Source organism: Enterobacter sp. R-1.6.2 (genome assembly GCF_035064085.1).
GTDB classification, from domain to species: Bacteria; Pseudomonadota; Gammaproteobacteria; order Enterobacterales; family Enterobacteriaceae; genus Enterobacter; species Enterobacter asburiae_B.
On sequence record NZ_JASEYI010000014.1, the window covers coordinates 63,156 to 75,471 of the forward strand.

General features: G+C 58.7%; 11 protein-coding genes. 3 read left to right on the forward strand and 8 right to left on the reverse strand.

Features of this window, described 5'->3' with window-relative positions; all coding sequences use genetic code 11:
* Positions 1–96: 96 nt before the first annotated feature.
* From QMN93_RS15935 to QMN93_RS15945, 3 genes are read right to left on the reverse strand one after another with little or no spacing between them, the layout of a single operon-like run.
* A complete protein-coding gene (locus tag QMN93_RS15935) occupies positions 97–567 on the reverse strand; it encodes a DUF1456 family protein (RefSeq protein WP_064672825.1) in 471 nt (156 codons plus the stop codon).
* A 46-nt stretch (positions 568–613) separates the two neighbouring features.
* Positions 614–1,333, reverse strand: coding sequence for a two-component system response regulator BtsR (gene btsR, locus QMN93_RS15940; protein ID WP_023312443.1), 720 nt, complete (start codon positions 1,331–1,333; stop codon positions 614–616).
* A complete protein-coding gene (locus QMN93_RS15945; RefSeq protein ID WP_023312444.1) occupies positions 1,327–3,012 on the reverse strand; it encodes a sensor histidine kinase in 1,686 nt (561 codons plus the stop codon). The genes btsR and QMN93_RS15945 overlap by 7 nt, the downstream gene beginning before the upstream one ends.
* Positions 3,013–3,229: 217 nt before the next feature.
* Here QMN93_RS15945 and mlrA point away from each other — a divergent pair, with 217 nt between their 5' ends.
* Positions 3,230–3,970, forward strand: a complete 741-nt coding sequence (gene mlrA, locus QMN93_RS15950; protein WP_087823017.1) for an HTH-type transcriptional regulator MlrA — start codon at positions 3,230–3,232, stop codon at positions 3,968–3,970.
* A gap of 69 nt (positions 3,971–4,039) precedes the next feature.
* Positions 4,040–4,153 (forward strand): protein YohO, encoded by a 114-nt coding sequence (locus tag QMN93_RS15955; protein ID WP_008500895.1) that lies wholly within the window; start codon positions 4,040–4,042, stop codon positions 4,151–4,153.
* On the opposite strand, the gene QMN93_RS15960 is transcribed toward QMN93_RS15955, so the two are convergent.
* The 5 genes from QMN93_RS15960 to bglX form a co-directional block, all read right to left on the reverse strand.
* On the reverse strand, positions 4,128–4,865 hold the full coding sequence (locus QMN93_RS15960; RefSeq protein WP_033146011.1) for an ABC transporter permease: 738 nt from the start codon (positions 4,863–4,865) through the stop codon (positions 4,128–4,130). The two genes, QMN93_RS15955 and QMN93_RS15960, sit on opposite strands and share 26 nt — an antisense overlap.
* Positions 4,849–5,799 carry an ABC transporter ATP-binding protein gene (locus QMN93_RS15965; protein WP_094934109.1) on the reverse strand — a complete coding sequence of 317 codons (951 nt, stop codon included), beginning with the start codon at positions 5,797–5,799 and terminating at the stop codon, positions 4,849–4,851. The genes QMN93_RS15960 and QMN93_RS15965 overlap by 17 nt, the downstream gene beginning before the upstream one ends.
* The gene (locus QMN93_RS15970) at positions 5,792–6,949 is read right to left on the reverse strand and encodes an ABC transporter permease (RefSeq protein ID WP_193139688.1); all 1,158 of its coding nucleotides are present in this window, start codon (positions 6,947–6,949) and stop codon (positions 5,792–5,794) included. Before QMN93_RS15970 ends, QMN93_RS15965 begins: the two co-directional genes overlap by 8 nt.
* A 12-nt stretch (positions 6,950–6,961) precedes the next feature.
* Positions 6,962–7,879 (reverse strand): ABC transporter substrate-binding protein, encoded by a 918-nt coding sequence (locus QMN93_RS15975; protein WP_182383811.1) that lies wholly within the window; start codon positions 7,877–7,879, stop codon positions 6,962–6,964.
* 145 nt (positions 7,880–8,024) lie between these two features.
* Entirely contained in the window at positions 8,025–10,322 is a 2,298-nt protein-coding gene (gene bglX / locus QMN93_RS15980; protein ID WP_047060524.1) for a beta-glucosidase BglX, read from the reverse strand.
* 189 nt (positions 10,323–10,511) lie between these two features.
* On the opposite strand from bglX, the gene dld reads away from it, so the two are divergent.
* Positions 10,512–12,260, forward strand: coding sequence for a D-lactate dehydrogenase (dld, locus tag QMN93_RS15985; RefSeq protein WP_064672831.1), 1,749 nt, complete (start codon positions 10,512–10,514; stop codon positions 12,258–12,260).
* The last annotated feature ends 56 nt before the right edge of the window (positions 12,261–12,316 follow it).

The window sequence follows — 12,316 nt, forward strand, 5'->3', positions numbered from 1 at the left end:
GGAGATAATCTCCGGCTTTTTTTATGGCGTTTTGTTTTCTCCCTCTCCCCGTGGGAGAGGGTCGGGGTGAGGGCATCAGGCCGCCCCCTACCGCCTTTACACCTTCGGGTGATGCACCCGGTGGGTCAGCCCGCGCAGGAAGTTACGCAGAAACTGATCGCCGCACTCGCGGTAGTTTTTATGATCCGGCGCGCGCATCATGGCGGTCACTTCCGGTACGGATACGCGGTATTTTTGCTCCGTCATGATCGCCACAATATCGTCCGTTTTCAGCGAGAACGCGATGCGCAGCTTTTTCAGCACCGTGTTGTTGTTCACGCGACGCTCCAGCGCCAGCTCCGGCGCGGCCGGATCTTTGCCACGCTTATCGTAAATCAGACCGTTCAGGAAACCCGACAGAATGATGTCCGGGCAGCGAACGAAGCCCTCTTCATCTTCTTTGGTCATCCAGGTATCGAAACCGGCAGACGTGGATTCCATGTCCGACAGCGCAAGAATGCGCACCATGTCGTTATTGGTTGCTTTCAGGGTGTAGCGCAGGCTACGAAGAATATCGTTACTTAGCATAGAGCCTTCGAATGTCGATGATGCAATGGCGCGCAGTGTACCAGTTTTACAGGCCAATCGCCTCTTTCAAACTCTTGAGATAGCGACGGCTGACGGGTACCGTTTGCCCGGCACGCAGCACCAGCTCGGCCTGGCCGTTATCTTCCAGGCGGATCTCCTTCAGGTGCGCCATGTTCACCAGATACTGGCGGTGGCAGCGGATCAGCGGCGTGCGGCTCTCCAGCGTGCGCAGGGTCAGCTCGGTAAACCCTTCGTTCCCTTCCGCGCTGGTGACAAATACCCCGCTCAGGCGGCTGCTGACAAACGCCACATCATCCATCTGCAGAAGATAAATCCGGCTGTGCCCGGTGCAGGGGATAAACTTCAGCGGCTGCTGGTTTTCCGGCAGCAGCGTGACGTCCTGTACGGTTCGCTCCTGGCGTAAACGGGTGAGCGTTTTTTCCAGACGCTTCTCTTCAATCGGCTTGAGTAAATAGTCAAACGCGTGCTCCTCAAAAGCCTTAACGGCATATTCGTCGAACGCCGTCAGAAACACGATATAGGGGCGATGCGCCGGGTCGAGCATGCCGACCATCTCCAGCCCGCTGATGCGGGGCATTTGAATGTCGAGGAACAGCACGTCCGGGCGCAGCTTGTGCACCGCGCCGATGGCCTCAATGGCGTTCGCGCACTCCCCCACAATCTCAATATCAGGCTGCTCCTGCAGCAGAACGCGCAGGTTTTCTCGTGCCAGCGGCTCGTCATCCACAATCAGCACTCTTAACATGCGTTTTCCTCCAGCGGCAGTCGTACGGTAATACGGGTAAATCGGTCTGGCTCACAGGCGACGGTAATGCCGCAGTCGTCGCCAAAATGAGCGCGCAGGCGTTTATCCACCAGGCTCATCCCTAAACCGCCCGAGGCGGAAGGCTGATAAAGCCCGGCATTATCTTCAATATCCAGCACCAGATGGTGGTTGAAACGGCTGGCGGCAATGGTTATCTCCCCCGTTCCCAGAAGCTGTGACGTGCCGTGTTTAATGGCGTTTTCGACAATAGGCTGCAGGGTAAAGGCCGGGAGATGCTGATACGCCAGCTCGTCCGGAACGGAGAGCGACACCTGCAGGCGCGACTGGAAACGCGCCTGCTCGATCTGTAGATAGGCATTCACGTGCTCAATCTCATCGGCGAGGGTCACGATCTCAGACGGCCGTTTCAGGTTCTTACGGAAAAAGGTCGACAGAAACTGCACCAGCTGCGCGGCCTGATCGCTGTCGCGGCGGATCACCGCTTTGAGCGTGTTGAGGGCATTAAACAGAAAATGCGGGTTGACCTGGGCATGCAGCAGCTTAATTTCGGACTGCGTCAGCAGGGCTTTCTGCCGTTCATACTGCCCGGCCAGGATTTGCGCGGACAGCAGCTGGGCTATCCCCTCTCCCAGCGTGCGGTTGATGGAGCTGAACAGACGGTTTTTGGCCTCATACAGCTTGATAGTCCCCATCACCCGCTGATTTTCCCCGCGCAGCGGAATCACCAGCGTGGAGCCCAGCTTGCACTGCGGATGCAGCGAACAGCGGTAAGGCACTTCGTTACCGTCGGCATACACCACCTCACCGGTTTCGATGGCGCGCAGCGTATAGGCTGAGGAGATCGGTTTACCCGGCAGATGGTGATCGTCCCCGGTGCCGGTAAAGGCCAGCAGCCGCTCGCGGTCGGTTATGGCCACCGCGCCGATATCCAGCTCCTTGTAGAGCACCTGCGCGACCTTCATGCTGTTCTCTTCGTTAAACCCCTGGCGCAGGATCCCTTCGGTCGAGGCGGCGACCTTCAGCGCCGTGGCGGAAAACGCCGAGGTGTACTTCTCAAACATGGCGCGCTTGTCGAGCAGAATGCGCATAAACAGCGCCGCGCCTACGGTGTTGGTAACCATCATCGGGGCGGCAATGCTGCTGACCAGGTGCAGCGCATCCTCAAACGGACGAGCAATGAGCAGAATGATCGCCATCTGCGCCACTTCGGCCACAAAGGTAATGGCACCGGCGGTAAGCGGGCTAAAGACTTTATCCGGGCGGCCGCGTTTGATCATGTAGCTGTGCACCAGGCCGCCGAGCAGCCCTTCCACGATCGTGGAGATCATACAGCTGAGCGCGGTCATCCCGCCCATGGAATAGCGATGCAGCCCCCCGGTTAAGCCGACAAGCCCACCGACGACGGGACCGCCAAGCAGCCCGCCCATCACCGCGCCGATAGCGCGCGTGTTGGCAATAGAGTCTTCGATATGGAGACCAAAATAGGTTCCCATGATGCAGAAAATAGAGAAGGTAACGTAGCAGAGCAGCTTATGCGGCAGGCGTACGGTAACCTGCATCAGCGGGATAAACAGGCGCGTTTTGCTCATCAGCCAGGCAATGACAAGAAACACGCACATCTGCTGAAGCAACAGCAGCACCAGATTAAACTCGTACATACTCAAAACCGCACACGCTAAAAACGCGTAACATACACTGATGCGGGTTTACTTTCTTTGAAGCATCCCAAAAAAGCGCAAAATCGTGTCCGTTATCACACCTTTTTCTGAATATCGCGCATGCTTCGCATTGTTTGTTCAAAAATCAATCAATCCTTCCTGGTTCGCCAAAGTGGGTCTACAGTTAAGCTGGGAACGCGTAAGCCAGGGGGCGAATATGGCGCTTTACACGATAGGTGAAGTGGCACTCCTTTGTGATATCAATCCCGTTACCCTACGGGCGTGGCAGCGACGGTATGGATTGCTTAAACCGCAGAGGACCGACGGTGGGCATCGCCTTTTCAATGAGGCCGATATCGACCGCATCCGCGAAATTAAAAGCTGGATCGACAACGGAGTACAGGTCGGCAAAGTGAAGTCCCTGCTGAGCCATGACGACCCGGACACGCAACACCTCTGGCGCGAACAACAGGAAACCCTGCTGCGGCTTCTGCAGGCGGGGAATCTTCAGCGCCTGCGCACATGGATAAAAGAGCAGGGCCGCGACTATCCGGCACAGACGCTGATCTCTCATCTTTTCATTCCGCTCCGTCGACGTCTGCAATGCCAGCAGTCCACCCTGCAGGCGCTGCTCAGCATGCTCGACGGGGTGCTGATCAACTATATTGCCGTCTGCCTTGCCTCAGCGAAGAACAAAGCCGGAAAAGATGCGCTGGTGGTCGGCTGGAACGTGCACGATACCACCCGCCTGTGGCTGGAAGCGTGGATTGCGACCCAGAAGGGCTGGCGCGTGGATGTCCTGGCGCACTCGCTGGCGCAGCTTAAACCCGAGTTTTTCGACGGTCAGACCCTGCTGGTCTGGTGTGGAGAAGTGCCGTCCGCCACGCAGCAACAGCTGCTGACGGAATGGCGAGAGAATGGTTACCCGGTTTATTCCCTTGGCCCGGATGAGCCATAACGGCATTTAATGGTTCATTAACAGCTGCGCTTCACCGTATAATTGTTCCGTTAACAACAGGAGCACATGATGAAGGCAACCAAACTGGCCATTATTACCCTTTTTGTCCTGATGGCCGTGAGCGGTATCGGCGGTGTGATGCTGGCAGGATACTCGTTTATTGTTCGCGGCGGTGTCGGCTGAGGTACAGCGCCAGCCGCTCAAAAAGGCGATCGACGACGATTGCCGCCAGCGCGACCAGCACCGCCCCCTGCACAATGTAAGCCGTATTAAACCCGCTCAGGCCGATAATAATCGGCGTTCCCAGCGTATTGGCACCGACCGTAGACGCAATGGTCGCCGTCCCGATGTTAATAATCACCGACGTGCGGATCCCGGCAATGATAACCGGCGCCGCAAGCGGCAGTTCAACCTTGCGCAGCCGCTGGCCGCGACTCATCCCCATCCCTTCTGCCACGCTCAGCACCGACGCCGGTACCGCCGCGAGGCCCGCCAGCGTGCCCTGCAGCACCGGCAATACGCCGTATAAAATCAGCGCAATAATGGCGGGTTGCTGACCAAAGCCCATCACCGGCACCGCTATCGCCAGCACCGCCACCGGGGGAAACGTCTGGCCAATCGCCGCTATCGTCTCCACCAGCGGACGAAATTCTTTGCCCGCAGGCCGCGTGACCGCGATGCCTGCCCCAACCCCCAACACAACCGCGATGGCGCTTGAGAGCGCCACCAGCCAGAGATGCGCCAGGGCGAGATTAATAAAGCTTTCCTGCTGATAAACCGGCCGCGGCAGCCCCGGGAAAAGAGCGTTAAACAGCGCCGCGCTGTGAGGCATCAGAAACAGTAAGGCGACAAAGAGCGCTACCAGCCAGAGGAGCGGATCACGCAGTGCCTTCACGCGTCACCTCCCCGGCCAGCAGATCGCGAAAATGTAAGGTTCCGCACGGCGCCCCGCGCGAGTCCGAGACGGGCAATACCTCGCACTGCCGCGCGACAAACGCGGAGAGAGCATCCCGCAGGCTCATCTGCGCCTGCAGCGGTTCGCCGCTCACCGGGAGCTCCTCCCGACGCATATAGTCGCTGACCGTCCGCAGGGAGAGCAGCCTCACGCCCAGCTCGCTGCGGCCAAAAAACTCGCGCACAAAGTCGTTCTTCGGCCATGTTAATAGCTCAAGCGGCGAGCCCTGCTGCACCACTTCGCCATGATCCATCAGCACCAGATGGTCGGCCAGGCGCAGAGCTTCATCAATATCGTGCGTCACGAGAACGATCGTCCGTCCGAGAATGCGGTGAATGCGGGTCATCTCCGCCTGCAGTGCCCCGCGCGTAACCGGATCCAGCGCGCCGAAGGGTTCATCCATCAGCAGCACCTGGGGGTTGGCCGCCAGCGCGCGCGCCACGCCCACGCGCTGTTGCTGGCCTCCGGAAAGCTGGTGCGGATAGCGATCGCGCAGCGCGGGCTCTAACCCCAGCAGCGACATCAGCTCATCCACCCGGTCAGCGATTTTTGCCCGCGACCATTTCTCCAGCTGCAGCACGGTGGCGATGTTCTGCGCCACCGTCCAGTGGGGAAACAGGCCGATAGACTGAATGGCATAGCCCATCCGACGGCGCAGCTCCAGCACCGGCAGGCTGCGGATCTCTTCTCCGGCAAAGCGGATCAACCCGCTGTCATGCTCAACCAGCCGGTTGATCATCTTCAGGGTGGTGGATTTTCCCGAGCCCGAGGTGCCAATCAGCACGGAAAACGCCCCCTCGGCAAAGTTCAGGTTCAGGTGGCTCGCCGCCGGGCGACCGGCAAAGGTTTTACTGACATCATGAAATTCAATCATTAGCTCTTCTCCTGAGCAGCGCGAGCCATAAGGCAAACAGCGCGTCGACGACAACCGCCAGCGCAATCGTAGGCACCACGCCCAGTAACACCAGATCGAGGGCACTGCTGAGCAGCCCCTGGAACACCAGCGCGCCAAAGCCGCCCGCCCCAATCAGTGCCGCAATCACCGCCATGCCGACAGTTTGTACCGCCACCACCCGCAGGCTGCGCAGCAGCAGGGGCAGCGCCAGCGGGAGCTGAATTTTCCAGAAACACTGCCGCGCGCTCATCCCCATCGCATGGGCGCTTTCAAGCACATCCTGCGCGACCTGGCCCAGACCCGCGACCACGCCGCGCACCAGCGGCAGCAGCGCATACAGCACCAGCGCGATAAGCGCGGGCGTTAACCCCGTTCCGGCTATGCCGAGCGTTCCCAGCACCGGAAATGACTTCACCAGCCCCGCCAGCGGGGCAATCAGCAGGCCAAACAGCGCGACGGAAGGGATGGTCTGGATCACGTTGAGCACGGCAAAGACCCCACCCTGGCGTGAAGGATGACGATAGCACCACATGCCGAGCGGTATCCCGACCAGCAGAGCCGGGATCAGCGTGCCAAAAAGGATCGTCAGGTGTTGCGCCAGGGCATCATCAAACACCTCCTGACGGTTGGCGTACTCTTTCAGCAGCGAGAGATTGTTCAGCTCACCGCTGAACAGCAGGAACAAGGGAATGCACCATATCTGCGCGTTGAGCACCCAGCGCCAGACGGCGCTGGAGATGAGTCGACGAATGGCGTCGCTGCAAACCAGCAGACACAGCGCCAGCCACAGCCAGAGGCCGCTGCCCACCGTGGTTCTCGCCAGCGGACTTTCCGCTGACGCCATATGCGTCGCCGCCTGCCCGGCCCCCCAGAACAGGATGATAAACAGCCCTTCAGCGAGGAGCAGCGTCAGCCACTGCGCCGTGCGCCCTTGCCAGAATGAAAGAGCAACCCACGCGGCCAGCGCCGCCGTCAGCCACCACGGCGTAAAGGACCAGACGTCCCAGAGAGAGCGCCCCTCCCCTGACATCAGGCGGTTAGGGGCGACATTCACAAACGGCAGCGCGACTGCCGCGATGGCCACGCAGGCCAACAGCAGCAGTACGCGGTTATGACATTTTATTGGCACAGCCCTTTCCCGTTACTTCACAAGCCCTTGTTGTTTCAGGAAGTCGGCGGCCACTTTTTTGGCATCCAGCCCCTCGACGGCAATGCTGGCGTTCAGCTGTTGCAGCGTTTTTTCATCCAGTTTTTCGAAGACCGGCTTGAGCCATTCTGCAATATCCGGATAGGCTTTCAGCACCGCCTCGCGCACGACCGGGGTCGGGGCGTAAATCGGCTGTACGCCTTTAGGATCGGTCAGGGTTTGCAGGCCGAGCGCCGCCACCGGGCCGTCGGTGCCGTAGGCCATTGCCGCGTTAACGCCGGAAGTTTGCTGCGCCGCCGCCTTAATGGTTACCGCCGTATCCCCGCCCGCCAGCGAGAGCAGCTGCGCCTGGTCGAGCTTGAAGTTGTAGGCTTTTTCGAAAGCAGGGAGCGCGTCAGGACGCTCGATAAACTCCGCGGACGCTGCCAGCTTAAAGTCGCCCTTCTCTTTCAGATAGCGGCTGAGATCCGCCAGAGACGTCAGCTTACCTTTCTCCGCCACGTCCTTGCGCACGGCGATAGTCCAGGTGTTGTTGGCCGGGGCCGGCGTCAGCCAGACCAGCTTGTTCTGTTCCGCGTCCAGTTTTTTGACTTTCTCATACCCGGCTTTGGCGTTTTTCCATGCCGGATCGTTTTCATCTTTGAAGAAGAATGCCCCGTTGCCGGTGTATTCCGGATAGATATCCAGCTCGCCGGAGGTGATCGCCCCGCGCACGACGGGCGTGGTGCCCAGCTGAACTTTATTGACGGTTTTCACGCCGTGGCTTTCCAGCACCTGCAAAATAATATTGCCGAGTAGCGCGCCTTCGGTATCGATCTTTGAGCCCACTTTTACCGGCTCCGCCGCCTGTAACGGCAGGCTTAACGCCGCCAGCAGCACCGCAGATCCCAACATCCCCTTTGCAATCGTCATTCCGCTATCCTCATTTTTTTATCGCCTTTTTCAGAGGCTTGAGAGAAAAGCGTAGCTTAAAACAGCGGATTTACCCGGCAAAATGCCTTTTTAGCATAACGTAAGACGCATCCCCCGGAAGTCGGGGGATGCAAAGGAAGGAAGGTTACAGCAGCTCGAACTCGCCTTTATTCACGCGGGCAGAATCCACCCCGATAAAGACGTTAAACTTGCCCGGTTCCGCATCGTATTTCATCTGCTGGTTCCAGAACTTCAGCGCATCCACGTCAATCGGGAAGCTGATGGTTTGGGTTTCGCCCGGCTTCAGGTTGACCTTCTCGAAGCCGCGCAGCTGTTTCACCGGACGGCTCATCGAGGCGGTGACATCCTGAACGTACATCTGAATCACCGTTGCCCCTTCGCGCTTGCCGGTGTTGGTCACCTCGACGCTGGCGGTAACTTTGCCGTCACGCTTCAGGGTCGGCGCCGACATTTTCACGTCAGAAACCTTGAAGCTGGTGTAGCTCAGACCGTAACCAAACGGATACAGCGGGCCGTTAGCTTCGTCGAAGTAACGGGACGTGTACTTGTTCGGCTTGTCGGCGTTATACGGGCGACCGGTGTTCAGGTGGCTGTAGTAGACCGGGATCTGCCCAACGGAGCGCGGGAAGGACATCGGCAGCTTGCCCGACGGGTTGTAATCACCAAACAGCACGTCGGCGATGGCGTTACCGCCTTCGGTACCGGCGAACCAGGTTTCCAGAATGGCGTCAGCCTGCTGGTCCTCTTTCACCAGCGCCAGCGGACGACCGTTCATCAGTACCAGCACCAGCGGCTTGCCGGTGGCTTTCAGGGCGGCGATCAGATCGCGCTGGCTCTGCGGAATGGTGATGTCGGTACGGCTGGAGGCCTCGTGCGCCATACCCTGCGCTTCGCCCACGACCGCGACAACCACGTCAGACTGTTTCGCAGTATTCACCGCCTCGTCGATCATCTCCTTCGGCGTGCGCGGATCGACCTTCACCGCTTCCTCGTACTGGTTGAGGAAGGTGACGATGTCTTTGTCGTTGGTGACGTTCGCCCCTTTGGCGTACACCACTTTCGCGTTATCACCCACGGCACTCTTAATCCCGGTCAGCACGGTCACGGACTGATCGGCCACGCCTGCCGCAGACCAGCTGCCCATCACGTCGCGCTTGCTGTCGGCCAGCGGGCCCACCACGGCAATGGTGCCGGATTTTTTCAGCGGCAGCGTGTCGAGGCGGTTTTTCAGCAGCACCAGGCTTTCGCGCGCCACGTCACGCGCTTCTTTGCGGTGCAGACGGCTTTCAGCGTTGGTATCTGCCGGGTCAGAATCCTTCGGCCCCAGATGGCTGTACGGATCGTTAAACAGCCCCATGTCGTATTTCACGTTCAGCACGTGGCGCGCGGCATCGTCCAGCTCCGCCATCGTGACCTTGCCGCTCTTCACCAGCCCCGGCAGGTATTTGCTGTAGTACTCGTCGCTCATGCTCATGTTGATGCCCGACTTGAGCGCCACGCGCACCGCGTCTTCCGGATCGGAGGCGGTACCGTGTTTAATCAGCTCTTTAATCGCGCCGTGGTCAGAAACGGTGATGCCCTTAAAGCCCCACTGGTCGCGCAGGACGTCTTTCAGCAGCCAGGAATCGGACGTCGCAGGCGTGCCGTTCAGCGAGTTCAGCGCCACCATCACCGCGCCGCTGCCCGCATCCAGCCCTGCCTTGTACGGCGGCATGTAGTCGTTGAACAGGCGCTGCGGGCTCATGTCGACGGTGTTGTACTCTTTCCCGCCCTCCACTGCGCCATAGGCCGCGAAGTGTTTGACGCTGGTCATCACCGAGTAGCGATCCGCCGGGCTTTTGCCCTGCATCGCTTCCACCATGGTTTTACCCATCGTGGAGGTTAAATAGGTGTCTTCACCAAAGCCTTCCGAACCGCGGCCCCAGCGCGGATCGCGCGAGACGTCCACCATTGGCGCCCAGGTCATGTTCAGGCCGTCGTCCGCCGCTTCATAAGCCGACACGCGCCCGACGGTTTTCACCGCGTCGAGGTTAAAGGAGGAGGCTAAACCGAGGCTAATCGGGAAAACGGTACGCTGACCGTGCACCACGTCATAGGCAAAGAACAGCGGAATTTTCAGGCGGCTGAGATCCATCACCTGATCCTGCATCTTGCGGATATCCTGGCGGGTGACGGTATTAAAGATGGCTCCAACCTGCCCGTCTTTGATCATCTCGCGGATGGCCTCTTTCGGGTTATCCGGACCGACGCTGATAAGACGCAGCTGGCCGATTTTCTCATCAACCGTCATTTTCTTGAGCAATTCCGTGACAAACGCGTCCCGTGCTTCAGGCGTGAGCGGGTGATTACCAAACAAATCCTCTGCCAGCGCAGGTTGCAGCGCCAGGCTGACGGCGACACCTACAGAACATAGCCATTTCATGTCGTTTTACTCTCTCATCAATAACCGCCGGACGATCTCGGCCATACCGTGCGAAAAGCGCAGTGTGCCACAAACCCTCGAAACGTTGCAGGGTTATTCTCTGATTTTTCTCGTGAATACTCGACCGCTTAACAGTTAATCGCGCTATGCTTTACAGCGAGAAATTTGCCCCACCACAAGGAGTGGAAGATGACTTCTGTTCGAACAAACGATAACACGACTTTTATTAACGAACTGTCGCGCCTGGTTGGCTCCTCTCACCTGCTTACCGACCCGGCCAAAACCGCCCGCTACCGCAAAGGTTTCCGCTCCGGTCAGGGCGAGGCGCTGGCGGTGGTCTTCCCCGGCACGCTGCTGGAGCTGTGGCGCGTCCTGAGCGCCTGCGTCGCCGCCGACAAGATTATTTTAATGCAGGCCGCCAATACCGGTCTGACCGAAGGCTCCACGCCGAACGGCAACGATTACGATCGCGACATCGTGATTATCAGCACCCTGCGCCTCGACAAGCTGCACCTGCTGGATAAAGGCGAGCAGGTGCTCGCGTTCCCCGGCACGACGCTCTACTCCCTGGAAAAAGCGCTTAAGCCGCTGGGCCGTGAGCCGCACTCGGTGATTGGCTCCTCCTGCATTGGCGCCTCGGTGGTCGGTGGGATCTGCAACAACTCCGGCGGCTCGCTGGTGCAGCGCGGCCCGGCCTACACCGAGATGTCGCTGTTTGCCCGTATTGACGAAAACGGCAAGCTGACGCTGGTGAACCATCTGGGAATCGATCTCGGCGCGACGCCGGAACAGATCCTCAGCAAGCTCGACGACGATCGCGTGAAGGACGAAGACGTTCAGCACGACGGTCGTCATGCGCACGATCACGACTACGTGACCCGCGTGCGGGATATCGACGCCGATACGCCGGCGCGCTACAACGCCGACCCGGACCGCCTGTTTGAATCCTCCGGCTGCGCCGGGAAGCTGGCCGTGTTTGCCGTGCGTCTGGATACCTTCCCGGCGGAGAAAAAGCAGCAGGTGTTTTACATTGGTACCAATCAGCCTGAGGTTCTGACCGAAATTCGTCGTCATATTCTGGGCGAATTTACCCATCTGCCTGTGGCGGGCGAGTACATGCACCGGGACATTTACGACATCGCCGAGCGTTACGGCAAAGATACGTTCCTGATGATCGACAAGCTCGGCACCGACAAAATGCCGTTCTTCTTCACCATGAAGGGCCGCACCGACGCGATGCTGGAGAAGGTGTCGCTGTTCAAACCCCACTTCACCGACCGCTTTATGCAGAAGCTGGGCAACGTTTTCCCGGCGCATCTGCCGGAGCGAATGAAAACCTGGCGCGATAAGTACGAGCACCACCTGCTGCTGAAAATGGCCGGGGACGGAATTGCCGAAGCGCAGTCCTGGCTGACCGAATTCTTCAAAAACGCCGAAGGGGATTTCTTTGCCTGTACGCCTGAAGAGGGCAGCAAAGCGTTCCTGCACCGTTTTGCCGCCGCAGGCGCCGCCATCCGTTATCAGGCGGTGCATTCAGAAGAGGTGGAAGATATTCTGGCGCTGGATATCGCCCTGCGACGTAACGATACCGAGTGGTTTGAGCACCTCCCGCCGGAAATCGACAGCAAGCTGGTGCATAAGCTCTATTACGGCCACTTTATGTGTTATGTCTTCCATCAGGATTACATCGTCAAAAAAGGGGTCGATGCGCACGAACTGAAGGAGCAGATGCTCGCCCTGCTGCGTGAACGCGGCGCACAATATCCTGCGGAACATAACGTCGGGCATCTTTATAAAGCCCCTGACGCACTTAAGCAGTTTTATCGCGAGAATGACCCTACAAACAGCATGAATCCCGGCATTGGTAAAACAACGCGGAAGAAATACTGGAAAGAGAGCGCGGACGCGGAGCAGCGCGTAACGCAAGCGTCTGATTAATTCCTATAGCCAAATTTGAGAGATTGTTTAGCGCGCCTTAATCGTAATAGAGTAAC

What these genes read in the sequence shown, in the direction of transcription:
- QMN93_RS15935 (WP_064672825.1), bottom strand. Translation starts at nt 567, where the DNA reads ATGCTAAGTAACGATATTCTTCGTAGCCTGCGCTACACCCTGAAAGCA.
- btsR (WP_023312443.1), bottom strand. Translation starts at nt 1,333, where the DNA reads ATGTTAAGAGTGCTGATTGTGGATGACGAGCCGCTGGCACGAGAAAAC.
- QMN93_RS15945 (WP_023312444.1), bottom strand. Translation starts at nt 3,012, where the DNA reads ATGTACGAGTTTAATCTGGTGCTGCTGTTGCTTCAGCAGATGTGCGTG.
- mlrA (WP_087823017.1), top strand. Translation starts at nt 3,230, where the DNA reads ATGGCGCTTTACACGATAGGTGAAGTGGCACTCCTTTGTGATATCAAT.
- QMN93_RS15955 (WP_008500895.1), top strand. Translation starts at nt 4,040, where the DNA reads ATGAAGGCAACCAAACTGGCCATTATTACCCTTTTTGTCCTGATGGCC.
- QMN93_RS15965 (WP_094934109.1), bottom strand. Translation starts at nt 5,799, where the DNA reads ATGATTGAATTTCATGATGTCAGTAAAACCTTTGCCGGTCGCCCGGCG.
- QMN93_RS15975 (WP_182383811.1), bottom strand. Translation starts at nt 7,879, where the DNA reads ATGACGATTGCAAAGGGGATGTTGGGATCTGCGGTGCTGCTGGCGGCG.
- bglX (WP_047060524.1), bottom strand. Translation starts at nt 10,322, where the DNA reads ATGAAATGGCTATGTTCTGTAGGTGTCGCCGTCAGCCTGGCGCTGCAA.
- dld (WP_064672831.1), top strand. Translation starts at nt 10,512, where the DNA reads ATGACTTCTGTTCGAACAAACGATAACACGACTTTTATTAACGAACTG.